16 protein-coding genes are annotated in these 16,085 nt (G+C 70.7%); 7 read left to right on the forward strand and 9 right to left on the reverse strand.

Annotated elements, in window-relative coordinates; all coding sequences use genetic code 11:
- Positions 1-60: 60 nt before the first annotated feature.
- Together NUG21_RS05295 and NUG21_RS05300 are read right to left on the reverse strand one after the other, a co-directional pair.
- Positions 61-1,179 (reverse strand): phosphatidylinositol-specific phospholipase C1-like protein, encoded by a 1,119-nt coding sequence (locus tag NUG21_RS05295; RefSeq protein WP_263392474.1) that lies wholly within the window; start codon positions 1,177-1,179, stop codon positions 61-63.
- A gap of 229 nt (positions 1,180-1,408) precedes the next feature.
- Positions 1,409-3,364: an acetyl-CoA hydrolase/transferase C-terminal domain-containing protein gene (locus tag NUG21_RS05300; protein WP_263392475.1), complete on the reverse strand. Its 1,956-nt coding sequence runs from the start codon at positions 3,362-3,364 to the stop codon at positions 1,409-1,411.
- Between the two features lie 274 nt (positions 3,365-3,638).
- Here NUG21_RS05300 and NUG21_RS05305 point away from each other — a divergent pair, with 274 nt between their 5' ends.
- From NUG21_RS05305 to NUG21_RS05315, 3 genes are read left to right on the forward strand one after another with little or no spacing between them, the layout of a single operon-like run.
- Positions 3,639-4,007 carry a BlaI/MecI/CopY family transcriptional regulator gene (locus NUG21_RS05305; RefSeq protein WP_019796495.1) on the forward strand — a complete coding sequence of 123 codons (369 nt, stop codon included), beginning with the start codon at positions 3,639-3,641 and terminating at the stop codon, positions 4,005-4,007.
- Entirely contained in the window at positions 3,997-5,445 is a 1,449-nt protein-coding gene (locus NUG21_RS05310) for a TonB family protein (RefSeq protein WP_263392476.1), read from the forward strand. The genes NUG21_RS05305 and NUG21_RS05310 overlap by 11 nt, the downstream gene beginning before the upstream one ends.
- Entirely contained in the window at positions 5,442-6,038 is a 597-nt protein-coding gene (locus tag NUG21_RS05315; RefSeq protein WP_019796613.1) for a hypothetical protein, read from the forward strand. Before NUG21_RS05310 ends, NUG21_RS05315 begins: the two co-directional genes overlap by 4 nt.
- Positions 6,039-6,082: 44 nt before the next feature.
- Here NUG21_RS05315 and NUG21_RS05320 read toward each other — a convergent pair whose 3' ends face one another.
- From NUG21_RS05320 to NUG21_RS05350, 7 genes are all read right to left on the reverse strand, one after another.
- Positions 6,083-6,640: a flavin reductase family protein gene (locus tag NUG21_RS05320; RefSeq protein WP_263392477.1), complete on the reverse strand. Its 558-nt coding sequence runs from the start codon at positions 6,638-6,640 to the stop codon at positions 6,083-6,085.
- 60 nt (positions 6,641-6,700) lie between these two features.
- Positions 6,701-7,318: a molybdenum ABC transporter ATP-binding protein gene (locus NUG21_RS05325; protein ID WP_263392478.1), complete on the reverse strand. Its 618-nt coding sequence runs from the start codon at positions 7,316-7,318 to the stop codon at positions 6,701-6,703.
- A 28-nt stretch (positions 7,319-7,346) separates the two neighbouring features.
- Positions 7,347-8,042, reverse strand: a complete 696-nt coding sequence (gene modB, locus NUG21_RS05330) for a molybdate ABC transporter permease subunit (RefSeq protein WP_160947519.1) — start codon at positions 8,040-8,042, stop codon at positions 7,347-7,349.
- Positions 8,043-8,051: 9 nt separating this feature from the next.
- Positions 8,052-8,831 carry a molybdate ABC transporter substrate-binding protein gene (gene modA / locus NUG21_RS05335; RefSeq protein ID WP_160947520.1) on the reverse strand — a complete coding sequence of 260 codons (780 nt, stop codon included), beginning with the start codon at positions 8,829-8,831 and terminating at the stop codon, positions 8,052-8,054.
- Positions 8,832-8,948: 117 nt separating this feature from the next.
- On the reverse strand, positions 8,949-9,779 hold the full coding sequence (locus NUG21_RS05340; RefSeq protein WP_263392479.1) for an MBL fold metallo-hydrolase: 831 nt from the start codon (positions 9,777-9,779) through the stop codon (positions 8,949-8,951).
- Entirely contained in the window at positions 9,776-10,126 is a 351-nt protein-coding gene (locus tag NUG21_RS05345; protein WP_019797877.1) for an ArsR/SmtB family transcription factor, read from the reverse strand. The genes NUG21_RS05340 and NUG21_RS05345 overlap by 4 nt, the downstream gene beginning before the upstream one ends.
- Before the next feature lie 4 nt (positions 10,127-10,130).
- A complete protein-coding gene (locus NUG21_RS05350) occupies positions 10,131-10,499 on the reverse strand; it encodes a rhodanese-like domain-containing protein (RefSeq protein WP_160947522.1) in 369 nt (122 codons plus the stop codon).
- 157 nt (positions 10,500-10,656) lie between these two features.
- Between NUG21_RS05350 and NUG21_RS05355 the strand changes: the two genes are divergently transcribed.
- The 4 genes from NUG21_RS05355 to trxC all read left to right on the forward strand — a co-directional run bounded on the left by NUG21_RS05355 (position 10,657) and on the right by trxC (position 16,036).
- On the forward strand, positions 10,657-11,832 hold the full coding sequence (locus tag NUG21_RS05355) for an efflux RND transporter periplasmic adaptor subunit (protein WP_263392480.1): 1,176 nt from the start codon (positions 10,657-10,659) through the stop codon (positions 11,830-11,832).
- A 1-nt stretch (position 11,833) separates the two neighbouring features.
- Positions 11,834-15,037 (forward strand): efflux RND transporter permease subunit, encoded by a 3,204-nt coding sequence (locus NUG21_RS05360; protein WP_263392481.1) that lies wholly within the window; start codon positions 11,834-11,836, stop codon positions 15,035-15,037.
- A gap of 79 nt (positions 15,038-15,116) precedes the next feature.
- Positions 15,117-15,596: an OsmC family protein gene (locus NUG21_RS05365; RefSeq protein WP_019797577.1), complete on the forward strand. Its 480-nt coding sequence runs from the start codon at positions 15,117-15,119 to the stop codon at positions 15,594-15,596.
- On the forward strand, positions 15,593-16,036 hold the full coding sequence (gene trxC / locus NUG21_RS05370; protein WP_242080529.1) for a thioredoxin TrxC: 444 nt from the start codon (positions 15,593-15,595) through the stop codon (positions 16,034-16,036). Before NUG21_RS05365 ends, trxC begins: the two co-directional genes overlap by 4 nt.
- The last annotated feature ends 49 nt before the right edge of the window (positions 16,037-16,085 follow it).

Here is a 16,085-nt window from a genome sequence, read left to right on the forward strand (position 1 = left end):
CCCAGGCCTTCCATTGCGTGTGTGCAGGGCGTGGCCGCGACGCAGCGCGGCCACTGGCGATCAGTGGCGCAGGTCGACGTCGTGGCAGTCGGCCTGCGGACGTTGCGGATTGCAGCGGGCGACGGCGTCGCCGGGAAAGCGCACCACGTAGCCGGAGGCGGCCGGCTCGTGATCGGGAAAGTCGGTGCTGAGCAGTTGCGCGCCGCTGGCGAGCATGGCGTCGCGCCGCGCGGTGTCGTTGCGCAGGGCTTCCTTGAGGTCGGCATCGGTGCGGGTGCGCACCAGGTAGCCGGCCTTCACCAACGTCGCGATCTCATCGGCGCTGCCGTCGTTGCGCTCGACGAAGGCGGCATCGTCGGTGCCGGGATCGGCATTGGTGAAACACACGCGGCCGCGCAAGGACGGATGGCCGGCCAGGTAGGCCGGGCCGACGCCACGCTGGTCGAGCAGGAACACCACCTTGCCGCGCGCCGCGGAGAGCGCCGGCCAGCCATGCGCGAGTACGGCGGCGTTGAGCGTGGCCGCGCTGCCACGCACCTGGTCGGGGCTGATGTACTCGTTGGCGGCGAACACCGCGCGCAGTTCGGCGTCCAACGCATCCAGCGCCTTGCCGTCGAACGGTTCCGGCTGCACCGTGGGGAAGGCCGCCGGCACGGTCGATTGCTTGGTTTCCAGCAGGATGAAGAGTGGCAGATGCCTGGGATGCCGTCGCGACCACGCCCGCACCTCGCGCAGGCAGGCCAGCAGCGGCTGGCACGTGCTGCGCTGATCGAGGTCCTGGATGTGCATGACCTTGAAGCCCGGTTGCTGCATCACCCCCGGCGCGGCGACCGGCGGGGCCGGCGGCAACCCGGCCTTGGCGAGTTGCTCGATCATCGCCGGATGCGCATAGCGGCCGCCCTTGGCGTCGGCATAGATGTCCAGCTCGAGCTGGCGCACGCCGTCGTCCAGTTGCTGCGTCAACGGCGGGTGCCGGTAGTCCAGCACGGCGAACGTCGCCGGGTCCAGGCGTTTCCACAGCGCCGCTTCGCTGGGCGCGAAGCCGGCGTGGTAGCTGTTGTGGCTGCCGAGGTACTGCAGGTCGTTGAGCTTGGGGTCGGCGAGCAGGGCGGACGGCAACAGCGCCAGTACCGCCAGCAGCACGCGCAGCGCGGTGCGGCGAGAGAACGACGACGGCATCGGGACAGGGCGTTGGGAGTGCATCGCGGCCACGCTTGGTAACGATATCCCGACAGCTTCCCGAGCGCAGTTGACGCCGTTCCTGCGGGCATGTTGCCGAATCGTGTCATCGCCGCCGATGTGCGACATTCGTGCGGCACATCGCATTCGCGTGCGACGCGCGGTCACTTATCGCATCGCGCCTGCGATCGGTGCGCCAGCGCGTTGCAGCGTCAGGCCCGGTGGCGTGTCACGGCAGCGTGCGCGTACGCTGCAGGGCGGACGCCAGCAACGTCGCCTCCAGGCGCTCGCCGAGACTGCGTGGTGCGTCCAGGCCCATGCGCTGCATGCAGGCGGCATCGCCGGTGGGACGCGCCAGCAAAGCCGTGGCGATCGTCTTCAGCTTGGCGCCCGTACTGGCGGTGTGTCGCTGCAGCCAGGCCAGCGCGCGCAGCAGGCGCTGCTCGACCTCGGTGAAATCGCTGCCCAGCGGATAGTCGGGCAGGCTGCCGTCGCGGCGGAACGGCGCCAGTGCGTCGCGCACCCGCGCGGCGCGGTTGCGCTGCCAGTGCGCCGGCGCAGTGAAGCCGGCGGCCAGCTTGCCGTTGGTCTTCGCCGTTTCCAGCAGTGCGGGTTGCGCCTGCACGTCGGCGATCCCGGTCATCGCCGCGATGCAATCCTCGTCGGTCAGGCCACGCAGGTCGGCGATGCCGTACTCGTTGACGTAGAGGTCGCGCAGGTGCCGCGGGATGGTGGTGTGGGCATAGTTCCAGCGTACGTTGGACTGCGCCGCGCCGCCGTCGCTGCGCATGGCGCGGAACATCAGCACGCTGCGCGCGTCGTCCAGCGCGTGCGCCATCGCCACGAAGTTGTACTGGCCGCCGACGCCGGACACCACGCGGCCGTCGTCCAGCGCATCGGACACCGCCGCGCCGAGCGCGGTGGCCATCATGCAGGAGTTGAAGAAACGCGCCTCGCGCCGCTGCAGCCGGCGCAGCGCCTCGCCGCCGTACAGCTGGTTGATCTCGCTGATGCGGTGCATGCCGATCGCCTTGCGCGCCTGCGGCTCCATCTCGCGCAGCCAGGTGTAGAACTCCGGCGAACCCAGGTAGAACGCGCCTTGCAGGTATTCGCCGTCGCGCTCCAGGCGCTGCAGGTCCTGCGCATCGGCGCTGCCGTCGGCCACACGCTGCAGCAGCGGCGCGTCGTCGAGCACCTTGCGCCGGATCACCCCGCACTGGACCAGTTGCCGGAAGCCCTCGTTGAGCATCTCGCTGCAGCCGAACAGGCCGACCGCAAACGGCTCCAGGCCGCCACATTCGCGCACCGCCGGATGCCGCTCCAGCTCCGGATCCAGCGCCGCCAGCACCTGCCGGTAGCGCGCGTTGTCGGTGTGCCGCAGCACCAGCGCGTGGCACAGCGCATCGGCCAGGGTGCCGATGCCGATCTGCAGGGTGCCGCCGTCGCGCACCAGGGTGCTGGCGTACAGGCCGATGGCGTAATCGGCATCGGCGACCGGCTGCCGCGGCAGCCCGAACAGGCGCGGATACGGCCCGGGCGGGGTCACCACCACGTCGAAGAAGCTCGGTTCCACCGCCGCGCAACCGCCGATCCACGGCAGTTGCGGATCGACTTCGGCCACCAGCAGCGGCCGCGGCAGGCCGCGCCGCTGCACCGCCGCCAGGGTGTCTTGGGTGATGTCGTTGTTGCACGAGAACGACAGCCGGGTGCCGTCGGGTTCGCGCGCCACCTTCTGCACGATCAGGTTGGGCGCGCGCTGCGCCACCGCGTCGGCGGCATGGGTGTAGTTGAGGCTGGTGTAGCTGCGCTGCGCCTGGGTCGAGCGCAGCAGCGCGCCGGACTGCATGTAGAACTCTTCGACCTGGATGTGCGCCGGCAGCGCATCGCGCTGCATCGCCTGCACGTAGCGCAGGCGCGGGAAATCCTCGCCGAAATGGCGCTGCACGAACGGCCGCGCGAAACGGCCCTGCAAGCCGCCGCCGGGCGCCGGCGGATGCAGCGACAGCGCGGTGTAGATCTGCAGCGGCCGCGTCGGATCGTGCTCGATGCGGTCGTACAGGGCGTTGAGCAGGCGGTGCGGTTTGCCCAGGCCCAGCGGTGCGCCCACGCGCAGCGGGCCGGCGATGCGCTGCAGGATCAGGTCGGCTGCGGCGTCGAGGTCGTCGAGATGATCGGTCATCGGCATAGCTTAGAGCGTGTGCGGCCGATTGCAGTGCGTTCGGGGGGCGCACCGTTGTGTCGGCGCAGGGGCCGGCGGGATTTGACGAGCGCCAGCGGCGGCTCGGTGTTGGTCACGGTCGAGCGATCCGTCGTCGCGGAAGCGTCCGGATGCCACGGCAGTCGCGCCGCGTTGCCGCCGTTCGGTCTGTGTCGAGGTGGCGATGCAGGAGCAGGAAAAAACGCTTGACAGCGGTTTCGTCTACGCGTGTAATCGATAAAAATTTACGGGTGTAAACGTAATGTCGATCAGCGATGCGGAAGCCGTGGTCATGGAGGTGCTGTGGGAGCGGCACCCGCTCAGTGCCGAGGAGGTGTTCGCGGCCTTGTCCGGCCATGGCGGTTGGGCCGAACCCACGGTCAAGACCCTGCTCAACCGCTTGCTCAACAAGGGCGCGATCCGCGCCGACAAACAGGGCCGCCGCTATCTGTACACGCCCCTGCTGCAGCGCACGCAGTGGGTGCAGCAACAGAGCGAAGGCCTGCTCGACCGCCTGTTTGGCGGCCGCATCGCGCCACTGGTGGCGCACTTCAGCGAACGCGGCAAGCTCAGCGACGCCGATATCGCCGAACTCAAACGACTGATCCAGGAGCTGGACGATGAGCATTGATGGGATCGTGAGGGACCTCGGAAGTACCGCGCTGGTCGTCAGCGTGGCCATCGCGGCGGTACTGGTGTTGCGCGTGCCGATGCGACGCGCCTTCGGCGCGAGCATCGCCTATGCCGTGTGGACGGCGGTGCCGTTGGCGCTGCTGGTGGCGTTGTTGCCGAGCGGCTGGCGTCCAGCGTTGCCGGCGGGGTTGGTGCTGGACATGCCGTCAGTGCTGGTCGGCGCAGCACAGACGCAACTGTCCGCGGGCAGCGGCGGCCCGCCGGCGAGCGGCCACGCCGCGGTCTGGTGGCTGGCGGTGTGGCTCGCGGGCGCCGTGGCCTCGGCGGCAGTGCTGTGGCGGCAGCAGCGCCGCTACCGACGCAGCCTGGGTCGCTTGCGGCCTGGGGAAAACGGTGTGCTGGTTGCCGAGCATGCGCTGCATGGGCCCTTGGTGCTGGGCGCGTGGCGACCGCAGGTGGTGGTGCCGAAGGACTTCGCTGTGCGCTACCCGCCGCCGCAGGCGCAGTTGGTGCTGGCGCACGAACGCATGCACATCGCCCGTGGCGACACCCGCAGCAATCTGCTGCTCGCCGCGCTGCGCTGCGTGTACTGGTTCAATCCGCTGCTGCACTGGGCCGCCACGCGCTTCCGTCTGGATCAGGAACTGGCCTGCGATGCGGCGGTGCTGGCACGCCATCCGGGTGCGCGCCGGCACTATGCCGAGGCGATGCTGCAGACGCAGCTGGATGCGCTGGCCCTGCCGGTCGGCTGCCACTGGCAGGCGGGCAGCGTGTTGTGTCAGCGCATTGCCCTGCTGCGGCGTCCGGCGGTGCGTGGTTGGCGGCGTCATTTGGGCATCGCGGCGGTGACGCTGGCCGCGTTGAGCGGGAGTGCGATGGCACTGGCGTTGCCAATTGGAACAGGTGCCATGGGCGTGGCACGCGATCTGGTCGGGAGTGAGGTGGATGGCACGTCGGCACGACCGGCGCAGCAGGCGTCGGTGGTCGCCGCGCGGACCGGAGCGCGGCCTGCCAAGGTGATCGACATGCCGCCCCCGAAATACCCGGATGAAGCGGTGCGTGCGGGCGTCTCCGGCAAGCTGGTCCTGTTGGTCGACGTGGATGTGCACGGGACGCCGAGCGGCGTGCGCGTGCTGGACCATGGCAGCGGAAGCGCTGCGCTGGATGCTGCCGCGGTCACCGCCGCCTGGAAGTGGCGCTTCTCTCCGGCGACCGAACACGGCCGATCGGTACCCAGCCGCATGAAGATCCCGGTGGCATTCGACGTGGAAATGGATCCTGTGGCGGCGCCGTCGGGCGTCGCCGAGGCTGCGGACTACCGCTGGTACAGCCTGGGCGAAGGTGCCGGCGATGCAGTGGCGAGCCTGTGCGACAAGACGTTCCCGGGCAAGGGCGGCGCTGCGCCGCTGTGCGGCATGGCGCGGACCGTACGATGAGTGCGCACTGGCGGGCGGGCATGCTGCTGGCGCTGATCCTTTCCGGCTGTGCCAGCCACGTGCCGAAAGAGGCGCCACAACCGACCCGGCGCATCGACTCGGTGGATCAGCGCATGCTGGAAACCGGGTTCGGCGCGGCACCGGGGGCGGCGGCAGTGCCGTCGTATCGGATGCAGCCGCAGCAGGTGTTCCGCATGCCGCAACCGCTGCAGGCGCCGACGCCGCAGTTGCCGGCCGAGTCGCCGCGTCGCAGCCTGGCTCCGACCACCGTGTGCGTGCGGGTGATTCTCTCCGCACAGGGCACGGTGGAGCGCAGTGCGTTGCTGGATGATCGCCCGGACTGCAGCGCGGGTGCGCAGCCGGAGATGGCCGATCTGCTGCAGGCAGTGCAGGCCGCGGTCGCGCAGTGGCGCTTCGTGCCGGCGGCGATCTGCACCTACGCCGATCCGGCGCGGCGGCCGGCCCAGGAAGGGCGTTGCGACGATGCGCAGTCGGTGCAGGAAGTGCCGGTGACGCTGGCCTATGCATTCACCTTCGAGGTTCGTCAAGGCAAGGCCAGCGTGCAGTCGGGGCGCGTGAGCGGCGCACGCTGAGCGTGGCGACCGGCGCATCCGGCATCCATCGTCCGCCGCCTCGCCTACAGCATCTCCGGCTTGAACAGGCGCCGCCGCGAGATCTCCGGGCCGGACAGCATGAAGCGGCCGTCGCCCCGGTAGTGCAGGGTGCGCGGCCGCTTGGGCGAGGCGGCGACGTGCGCCTTGACCACTTCCCACACGAACAGGCCGTGCTTGCCGATCTGGCTGCCGTCGTGCAGGCGGCACTCGAAGCTGGCGTAGCACTCGGCGATCAGCGGCGCCGCCACGTGCGTGGCGGGCACGGCGGTGAGACCGAAGTGCGCGAACTTGTCCAGGTCCGCGCCGCTGCAGTTGCCGATGCCGACCACGGTGTCGACCAGGTCGGCAGTGGGCAGGTTGATCACGCATTGCTTGCTGCGCCGGACCAGCGCGAAGCTGTGGTTGGCGCTGGAGATGCAGCAAGCCAACAGCGATGGCGAGAACTCCAGCACCATGTGCCAGCCCAGGGTCATGACGTCGCGCTGCTGCTTCCAGGCCGAACTGACCAGCACCACCGGGCCCGGCTCCAGGAAGCGGCGGACGTCCTGCGTGGGGAAGTCGAGCTTGCGGTAGCGGCGCATGCGGTGTGCCGGGAACTTGGGACCCCAGTCTCGCCAGCGGCGGTGAACGCGGTGTCGGCGTCAGTCCAGCCGATGCACCGCGTCGGCGATGCGCGCCACTTCCTCGGCCTGGTGGCTGACGTAGAGCATCGGCAGCCGCACTTCGTCGCGCACCCGCTGCAGGTAGGGGATCAGGTCGCTGCGGCGGTCCGCGTCCAGCGCCGACAGCGGTTCGTCGAACAGCAGCAGCGCGGGCTGCGACAACAGCGCCCGGCCGATCGCCACGCGCTGCGCTTCGCCGCCGGAGAGCGTGTCGGGGCGCCGACCCAGCAGGGCGCCGATGCCCAGCAGCTCGACCACGGCATCCAATGCGAAACGCGCCGGCTGGTCGCGGCCGTGGCGGCCGTAGCCGAGGTTGCGGCGCACGTCCATGTGCGGGAACAGCCGCGCATCCTGGAACACGTAGCCGATACCGCGGCGGTGCGCCGGCAGGTCGATGCCGGTGGCGCTGTCGTACAGCACCCGACCATCGATGGCGATGCGCCCGCTGCGCGGCGGCAGCACGCCGGCGATGGCGTTGAGCAGGCTGGTCTTGCCGGCGCCGGACGGACCGACCAGGGCGACCACGCGCGCCTGTTCCTCGATGCGCACGTGGCGGGCGAAGCGCCCGCGCTGCAGGTGCAGGTCGATGCTCAGCATGGGGGCCGGCTCCGGGCGCACGTGCGGCTCATGCGTCCGCCTCCGCGCCGCGCTGGCGTCGCACCAGCCACTCGGAGGCCAGCAGGGCGCCCAGCGAGATCGCCAGTGCCACCGCCGCCAGCCGCCAGATGCCGGCCTCGGCTCCGGGCACCTGCAGCAGGCTGTAGATCGCCGAGGCCAGGGTCTGCGTCTGTCCCGGAATGTTGGAGACGAAGGTGATGGTGGCGCCGAACTCGCCCAGTGCCTTGGCGAAGCCGAGCACGCCGCCGGCGACCACGCCCGGCCATGCCAGCGGCAGGGTGATGGTGAAGAACACCCGCCACGGGCCGGCGCCGAGGGTGGCGGCGGCCGCTTCCAGACGCCGGTCGGTGGCTTCCAGGGCCAGGCGGATCGCCCGCACCATCAGCGGGAAGCCCATCACCGCGCTGGCCAGCGCCGCGCCGGTCCAACGGAACGCGAACTGCACGCCGAGGTGCTCGAACAGCCATCCGCCGATCGGGCCCTGCAGACCGAACAGTTGCAACAGCGCGTAGCCGGTGACGATCGGCGGCATCACCAGCGGCAGGTGCAGCAGCGCGTCCAGCAAGGCCTTGCCGAAAAAGCGGCGCCGCGCCAGCAGCCAGCCGCAGGCCACCGCGAAGGGCAGGCTGGCCAGCGCCGCGACCAGCGCCACCTTGACGCTCAGCACGATCGCGGTCAGTTCCTGCGCGGTGAAGTCGAACAATGCCAGGCCTCAGCGGGCGAGCGAGAAACCGTGGCGACGGAAGATCGCCTGTGCCGGTGGCGTGCCCAGCCAGCGCACGAAATCGGCGGCGCTCTTCGCCTGTGCGCTCGCGCGCAGCGGCGCCACCGGATACACGATCGGCGCGTGGCTGTCGGCGGGGAAGGTCGCCACCACCCGCACCTTCGGCTCGGCCTGGGCGTCGGACCCGTAGACGATGCCTAGCGGCGCCTCGCCGCGCGCCACCAGCATCAGCGCGCTGCGCACGCTCTCGCTTTCGGCCAGCCGCGGCTGCACGCTGGCCCACTGCCCCAGCGCCTGCAGCGCGGCACGCGCGTATTTGCCGGCCGGCACGCTGGCGGTCTGGCCGACCGCCAGGCGTCCCTGTGCGCCGAGCGCGGCGAGCAGTGCGCCGGGCTTGCGCAGATCGACCTGGGCGGTGCTGGCCGCTGGCGCCACCAGCACCAGAGTGTTCCCGAGCAGGTCATGGCGCTGCGCCGGGTCGATCAGCTTGCGCTGCTGCAGGTAGTCCATCCATTCCTGGTCGGCGGACACGAACACGTCCGCCGGCGCGCCCTGTTCCACCTGCCGCGCCAGCGTCGAGCTGGCGGCGTAGGACACCTGCACGGGCGTGCCGCGGGCGCGCTGGTAGGCGCTGGCGGCCTCGTCCAGCGATTCCTTGAGGCTGGCGGCGGCGAACACGGTCAGCGGCGTCTGCGCCGAAACCGGCGCGATCGCGTTGGCGACGAGCAGCGTGCACAGGCACAACAGGCGGCGCAACGGTCGGGTCATGGGTCACTCCAGCGGGGGCGGGGAGGCGATGCGGCAGAGCGCGGCGGCGCGCGCGACCGCAGTCGCGCAGCGCTGGCGCAGACCCGCATCCTAGCGCGCCCGCGGCGCGCTGCCTGCTCACGCCGACGGCGGTGCCAGATCGTCGGTGCGCCCGGCCTGGATGTTGGCGCGCACCGACGGCTGCATCAGCCGCGGCTCGGCCAGCGTCGCATCGCGCGCTTGGCGCAAGGCCACAAAGGCCGCTTCGTCGATGCCGTCGCGCACGTGGATGTTGGCGCGGCGCTGTTCGCCGATGCTGGTCTGGCAAGCGACCGCGCGGCCGCCTGCGCCGTAGTCGTGGCACACGAACACGCGCGTGGCTTCCGGCAGCGCGTACAGCCGCTGGATCGAGCGGTACAGCGTGGCCGCGTCGCCGCCGGGGAAATCGCAGCGCGCGGTGCCGCTGTCGGGCATGAACAGCGAATCGCCCGGGAACAGCGCATCGCCGATCAGGTAGGCGACGCTGTCGCCGGTATGGCCGGGCACCGCGATCACCTGCGCCTGCAACCCACCGATCGTGAAGCGCTCGTCATCGGCGAACAGGTGGTCGAAGCCGCAGCGCGCCTGCGCATCGGTGTCCAGGCCGAATTGCGGCGCGAAGCGGGCGCGGACCTGGCGGATGCCGTCGCCGATCGCCAGCGTCGCCTGTGGCCAGCGCTGCTTGAACCATTGCGCGGCAGACACATGGTCGGCGTGGGCGTGGGTCTCCAGGATCCAGCGCAACTGCAGCCTGCGTTCTTCCAGGCACGCGGCCAACACCTGCGCCGGCGCTGCGTCCAGCGCGCCGGTCTGCGGATCGAAGCCCACCACCGGATCGATCACCGCGGCGTCGTGGCCGTCCTCCACCACATAGCTCCAGGTGCCGGAACCGGCGTGGTGGAAGGCGTGGACGTGCGGATGCTGGTTCATCGATCGCTCCTGCTGGCGGCGGGCGGCGCGGCGCTGCAGTAGATGCCGTGCAGCACCTCGAGGATGCGCTGCACCGGGCCGGGCACCAGCGAATAATAGATGGTCTGGCCGTCGCGGCGGGTCTGCACCAGCCCATCCTCGCGCAGCAGCGCCAGGTGTTGCGACAGCGCCGACTGGCTCAGCTCCACGCGTGCGTTCAGTTCGCCGACCGATTGCTCGTGGTCCACCAGCAGGCACAGCAGCAACAGGCGCTTCTCGTTGCCGAGCGCTTTCAGCAGGCGCGCGGCCTCGCTGGCGTGCGCACGCATCGCGGCAGGATCCAGGACGGGCGCGGCGCGGCGCGTCATCGGCTCAGAAATCGACCGGGCCACCGGCCGCGGTCCAGCCCAGGAAGCCGCCGGTCAGCGAGCGCACCGCGGTGTAGCCCAGGTGCTGCAGGCTCAGCGCCGCCAGCGTGGAGCGGCCGCCGCTGGCGCAGTACAGCAGGATCGGCTGATCGCGCCGGGCCAGCGCCGGATCGGCGTCGAGGCGGAATTCGAGGATGCCGCGCGGGATGTTGATGGCGTTGGGCAGGTGGCCCATGGCGAACTCGCCGGGTTCGCGCACGTCGATGATCCATTCGCCGGGCAATGGCGTGGCGGCGGCATCGGGGTGGATGGGGGTTTCGTGGATCTGCGCGCGTGCGCGATCGACCAAGGCTTGAGCGGAGGAAGCGGGCATTGGGGGTGCTCGGCGGGAAAGTGCGCTCATCATATCAGTTGACTCTAATATAAGAAAATTCTAATTTATCTCGCGGCCAGCCTCGTGGTCGCAACCGCTGCCGCCCCTGGGCTTGCCCGCCACCGGCGCAACCGTGCCTTTCCTGTGGAGTTCGATCATGCATGTGCGTCGTTGGCCAATCTGCAGCGCCGGGAGCGCCGAACGGCTGCGCTGGACGGGTGCGGCCGCGGACACGCCATCGGGCGGGAACGGCCGCGCCACCGTGGCTGGCGTGCTCGCGTCGCTGGCCATGCTGGCGCTCGCCGGCTGCCGCCATGACGCCGCCGCGGTTGCGCCGCCGCCGTTGCCGGCGCTGGCGACCGCTCCGGTGGTGCCTGCGGCGATGGCCTCCCGCTCCTGGGACGGCGTGGTCGCCGCGGTGGACCACGCCGATCTGAGCGCGCAAACCGACGGCCGCGTCCGCAGTGTGGCGGTGGACGTGGGCGACCGCGTCGTCGCCGGCCAGCTGCTGCTGCAATTGAGCGCCGTGGAACAGCGGGCCGGGGTCGACAGCGCACAGGCACAGTTGCGCGCTGCCATGGCCAGCGCCGGCGAGGCCGAGGCCAGCTACCGCCGCTATGCCGCCCTGGCCGATGCGCAGTACGTGTCGCGCGCGCAACTGGATCAGGCGCGCGCCACCCGCGATGCGGCACGCGCGGCGCGCGCCGCGGCGGAAGCGCAAGTGGCCCAGGCGCAACAGCCGGCCGCGTACACGGTGGTGCGTGCGCCGTTTGCCGGGGTGATCAGCGCACGCCATGTGCAGCCGGGCGAGGCGGTGGCGGCTGGACAGGCGTTGCTGTCGCTGTACGTGCCCGGTTCGCAGCGCATCGAGGTGCAGGTGCCGCAGTCCGATGCCGCTGGCGTCCGCGCCGCGCCGCGCGCGCAGGTGCTGTTGGACGATGGCCGTACCCTGCAGGTTCCGCAGGTCACGGTGTTTCCCACGGCCGATCCGCGCAGCCACAGCGTGACGGTGCGGGTGCCGCTGCCGGCGCTGCAGCCGGCCCCGGCGCCGGGCACCACGGCCAAGGTCGACTTTCCGCTGGCGGCCGGCGATGCCGCGGAGGCGACGCCGTTGAGCATTCCGCGCTCGGCGTTGCTGCAGCGGGGCGAACTCAGCGCCGCCTATGTCCTGGCCGATGGGCGCTTGGTCCTGCGTCAGCTGCAGATCGGGCGGCGCGATGCGCAACGGGTGGAAGTGCTGGCCGGGCTGCGCGCAGGCGAACGCGTGGCGCGCGACCCGGTCGCCGCCGGACAGGCCCTGGTCGCGCAGCGGCGCGCGCTGGCGGAGCACTGAGATGGGACTGTCCGGCCGCCTGGCGGCATTCTTCCAGGGCAATCCGCTGACGCCGCTGCTGGCCCTGCTCGGCCTGTTGCTTGGCCTGGCGGCGGTGGCGGTCACCCCGCGCGAGGAAGAGCCGCAGATCGATGTGACCATGGCCAATGTGTTCGTCGCCTTGCCCGGTGCCGATGCGCGCGAGGTCGAGCAATTGCTGAGCACGCCACTGGAACAGAAGCTCGACGAGATCGAAGGCATCAAGCACGTGTACTCGGTGAGCCGCCCGGGTCAGGCGGTGCTGACCGTCGAATTCGAGGTCGGGGTGCCGCGGCAGGCCGCGCTGGTGCGCCTGTACAACCAGGTGTATTCCAACCTGGACGTGCTGCCGACGCGGATGGGCGCGAGCGCGCCGCTGATCAAGCCCAAGGGCATCGACGACGTGCCGGTGATGAGCGTGACCCTGTGGAGCGACGATCCGCAGCACAGCGCCGCCGACCTGGGCGCGATCGCGCGCACGCTGGAAACCGAACTCAAGCGCATTCCCGGCACGCGCGACATCTACAGCATCGGTGCGCCGCCACGGGTGCTGACGGTGACCCTGGACCCGGCGCGGCTGGCCGCCTACGACCTCACCGTGGCCGACCTCGGCCAGGCGCTGCAGGGCGCGAACGTGGTACGCCCGCTCGGCGACCGGATCGGCGGCGGCCGCGCGGTGCCGCTCAGTGCCGGCCGGTTCCTGGCCGACGCCGACACCGTGCGCGAACTGGTGATCGGCATGCACGACGGCCAGCCACTGCGGTTGCGCGACGTGGCCCAGGTGCAGGCTGGCGCCGATCTGCCCAGCGCCTACGTGTGGTACGGCGCGCCGCCCACGCGCGGCGGCCCGGCGCAGGGGCGTGCGCCGGCGGTGACCCTGGCCATCGCCAAGAAGCCGGGCAGCGACGCCGCGGCGCTCACCCGCGCGGTGGGCGCGCGCCTGCAGGCACTGCGTGGCGAGTTGCTGCCGCAGGGCGTGCATGCGGAGATCACACGCGACTACGGCGCCAGCGCGGCGGCCAAGGCCGACAAACTGATCCACAAACTGGTGTTCGCCACTGCCTCGGTGGTGCTGCTGGTGCTGTTCGCGCTGGGTTGGCGCGAGGCCATCGTGGTCGGCAGCGCGGTGGTGCTGACCCTGGCGCTCACGCTGTTCGCCTCGTGGGCGATGGGCTTCACCCTCAACCGCGTGTCTTTGTTTGCGCTGATCTTCTCGATCGGCATCCTGGTCGACGACGCCATCGTGGTCGTGGAGAACATCCACCGCCATCTGCGCGCCGGCGGCAAGACCTTGCGCGAGGCGATTCCGGCGGCGGTGGACGAGGTCGGTGGCCCGACCATCCTCGCCACCTTGACCGTGATCGCGGCGCTGATGCCGATGGCCTTCGTCAGCGGCCTGATGGGACCGTACATGCGGCCGATCCCGATCAACGCCTCGGTCGGCATGCTGCTGTCGCTGGCGATCGCGCTGGTGGTGACGCCGTGGCTGGCGTTGAAGCTGTTGAAGCGGCATGTGCCGGCGCATGCCGCGCAGGCCCATGCCGGTGGCGACGCGCCGCCGCGCCTGCAGCGGCTGTTCGCGCGGTTGCTGCGCCCGTTCCTGGATCCGGTCCGCGGCGCACGCCGCCGTGGTTGGCTGTTCGCCGGCATCGCGGCGTTGCTGCTGGCCGCAGTGGGCCTGGTCGGGCTGCAATGGGTGGTGCTGAAGATGCTGCCGTTCGACGACAAGTCCGAACTGCAGATCGTGGTCGATCTGCCCGAAGGCAGCACCCTGCAGGACACCGACGCGCTGTTGGTGGAACTAGCCGGGGTGCTCGACCGCACGTCTGAGGTACACGACTACCAGGGCTATGCCGGCACCTCGGCGCCGGTCAACTTCAATGGCTTGGTGCGGCAGTACTTCCTGCGCAACGGCAACAACGTCGGCGACCTGCAGGTGAACCTGGTCGACAAACACCAACGCACGCGCCATAGCCATGCCATCGCCCGCGCGCTGCGCCCGCCGCTGGCGGCGATCGCACGCCGGTATGGCGCCTCGCTGAAGGTGGTGGAAGTGCCGCCGGGGCCGCCGGTGCTGGCGCCCTTGGTGGCCGAGGTCTATGGGCCGGACTATATGCGCAGCCGGCGCCTGGCGTTGCTGCTGGAGCAGCGTTTCCTGCGCACGCCGAACGTGGTCGATGTCGACACTAGCGTGGAGCGCGCGGCGACCCGCGAAACGCTGGTGGTCGACCGGGCGCGCGCCGCGCGCCTGGGCGTGAGCCAGGCATCCATCGCCGATGCCCTGACCACGGCGGTGCAGGGGCTGGACGTCACCTGGCTGCACGATGGCACGTCCAAGCTGGCACAGCCGGTGCGGCTGCGCCTGCCGGGCGCCGCGCAGGCCGCCAGCGCACGCCTGCTGGCGCTGCGCGTGCGCGGCGGCGATGGGCAACTGGTGCCGCTGTCGGAACTGGTCGCGGTGCAGCGCCTGCCCTGGGACGACAGCATCGCGCACAAGGACCTGCGGCCGGTGGTGTACGTCACCGGCGACGAAGCCGGGCGCCTGGACAGCCCGCTGTACGGCATGTTCGACCTGGTCGGGCAACTGCGCCGGCACGCGCTCGGTGGCCAGGCGCTGCAGCAGCACTTCATCGCGCCGCCGGCCGATACCGGCGACTTCGCAGTGAAATGGGACGGCGAATGGCAGATCACCTACGAGACCTTCCGCGACATGGGCATCGCCTACGCGGTGGGCCTGTTGCTGATCTACCTGCTGGTGGTGGCGCAGTTCCGTAGCTATCTGCTGCCGCTGGTGATCATGGCGCCGATTCCGCTGACCGTGATCGGGGTGATGCCGGGCCATGCCTTGCTCGGCGCGCAGTTCACCGCGACCAGCATGATCGGCATGATCGCCCTGGCCGGCATCATCGTGCGCAATTCGATCCTGCTGGTGGACTTCGTCCGCCATGCGCTGGCGCAGGGGCGCAGCGCCGAGCAGGCGGTGATCGAGGCCTGCGCGGTGCGCGCGCCGCCGATCGCGCTGACCGGGCTGGCCGCGATGCTGGGCGCCCTGTTCATCCTCGACGATCCGATCTTCAACGGCCTGGCGGTGGCGCTGCTGTTCGGCATCCTGGTCAGCACCGCCCTGACCCTGCTGGTCATCCCGTTGCTGTACTACCCACTGGCGCGACGCGAAGCGTCGGCATGAGCGCGACAGAACGTCCACATGCCGTTGCCGGCGCCGGCGTAGAGTCGCAGATGCCTTCTTCGCACCTGGAGCCTCCGCCATGCCCATCGGCGATCCGATTCGCGTCACCCTGGAGCAGGACACGGACTTCGCGTTCCGCATCCAGTTCGACGAAACCGCACTGGAGCCCTGGCTGAGCGACGAAACCGCACCGCTGGGCCAGGAGCGCGGTCCGAACCCGACGCGCATCCTGCTCGCCGGCATCGCCAATTGCCTGGCGGCCAGCCTGCTGTTCGCGATGCGCAAGTACAAGAACGATCCGGTCGGTGTGGTCGCGCACATCACGGCCACGCCGATGCGCAATCCGGAAGGGTTCTGGCGCATCCCCCAGGCGTCGGTGGAATTGCAGTTGCCCGGCGCCAACCAGGACTACGCGCAACTGGAGCGGATCCTGGCCCAGTTCGAGCAGTTCTGCGTGGTCACCCAGAGCGTACGCCAGGGCATCGACGTGCAGGTCACGGTCAAGGATGCGCAGGGCACGGTGCTGCTCGGCGACAAGAGCATCGAGGCCGGGGCATGAGCGAGCCGCTGCATGTCGCCTGCCCGCATTGCGCCGCGCTCAACCGCGTGCCGGAGGCGAAGCTGACGGACGCGCCGCAGTGCGGGCGCTGCCATCGTGCCTTGTTCGAGGCCGCGCCGGTGACGCTGACCGCCGACAGCTTCGCCGTGCATGCCGAACGCAGCGATGTACCACTGCTGGTGGACGTGTGGGCGCCGTGGTGCGGTCCGTGCCGGACCATGGCGCCGCATTTCGAGGCCGCCGCCGCGCAGCTGGAGCCGCGGCTGCGCCTGGGCAAGCTGGACAGCGACGCGCAGCCGGCGCTGGCCGGGCGCTTCGGCATCCGCAGCATCCCGACCCTGCTCCTGCTGCGCCAGGGCCGCGAACTCGCCCGGCACAGCGGCGCCATCGGCACGGCCGAGATCGTGCGCTGGGCGCGGGCGCAGTTGGGTGTGGCGTAAACGGTCTTGCAGGAGCGGCTTGGTCGCGACGGGCTTGCCTAGCAAAGCC

This window comes from Xanthomonas sp. CFBP 8445 (genome assembly GCF_025666235.1).
In the GTDB taxonomy this organism is placed as follows: Bacteria; Pseudomonadota; Gammaproteobacteria; order Xanthomonadales; family Xanthomonadaceae; genus Xanthomonas_A; species Xanthomonas_A indica.

Bases quoted from the DNA above. Each gene is read 5' to 3' on its own strand.
- NUG21_RS05295 (WP_263392474.1), bottom strand. From the start codon at position 1,179: ATGCCGTCGTCGTTCTCTCGCCGCACCGCGCTGCGCGTGCTGCTGGCG.
- NUG21_RS05300 (WP_263392475.1), bottom strand. From the start codon at position 3,364: ATGCCGATGACCGATCATCTCGACGACCTCGACGCCGCAGCCGACCTG.
- NUG21_RS05305 (WP_019796495.1), top strand. From the start codon at position 3,639: ATGTCGATCAGCGATGCGGAAGCCGTGGTCATGGAGGTGCTGTGGGAG.
- NUG21_RS05310 (WP_263392476.1), top strand. From the start codon at position 3,997: ATGAGCATTGATGGGATCGTGAGGGACCTCGGAAGTACCGCGCTGGTC.
- NUG21_RS05315 (WP_019796613.1), top strand. From the start codon at position 5,442: ATGAGTGCGCACTGGCGGGCGGGCATGCTGCTGGCGCTGATCCTTTCC.
- NUG21_RS05320 (WP_263392477.1), bottom strand. From the start codon at position 6,640: ATGCGCCGCTACCGCAAGCTCGACTTCCCCACGCAGGACGTCCGCCGC.
- NUG21_RS05325 (WP_263392478.1), bottom strand. From the start codon at position 7,318: ATGCTGAGCATCGACCTGCACCTGCAGCGCGGGCGCTTCGCCCGCCAC.
- modA (WP_160947520.1), bottom strand. From the start codon at position 8,831: ATGACCCGACCGTTGCGCCGCCTGTTGTGCCTGTGCACGCTGCTCGTC.
- NUG21_RS05340 (WP_263392479.1), bottom strand. From the start codon at position 9,779: ATGAACCAGCATCCGCACGTCCACGCCTTCCACCACGCCGGTTCCGGC.
- NUG21_RS05345 (WP_019797877.1), bottom strand. From the start codon at position 10,126: ATGACGCGCCGCGCCGCGCCCGTCCTGGATCCTGCCGCGATGCGTGCG.
- NUG21_RS05350 (WP_160947522.1), bottom strand. From the start codon at position 10,499: ATGCCCGCTTCCTCCGCTCAAGCCTTGGTCGATCGCGCACGCGCGCAG.
- NUG21_RS05355 (WP_263392480.1), top strand. From the start codon at position 10,657: ATGCATGTGCGTCGTTGGCCAATCTGCAGCGCCGGGAGCGCCGAACGG.
- NUG21_RS05360 (WP_263392481.1), top strand. From the start codon at position 11,834: ATGGGACTGTCCGGCCGCCTGGCGGCATTCTTCCAGGGCAATCCGCTG.
- NUG21_RS05365 (WP_019797577.1), top strand. From the start codon at position 15,117: ATGCCCATCGGCGATCCGATTCGCGTCACCCTGGAGCAGGACACGGAC.
- trxC (WP_242080529.1), top strand. From the start codon at position 15,593: ATGAGCGAGCCGCTGCATGTCGCCTGCCCGCATTGCGCCGCGCTCAAC.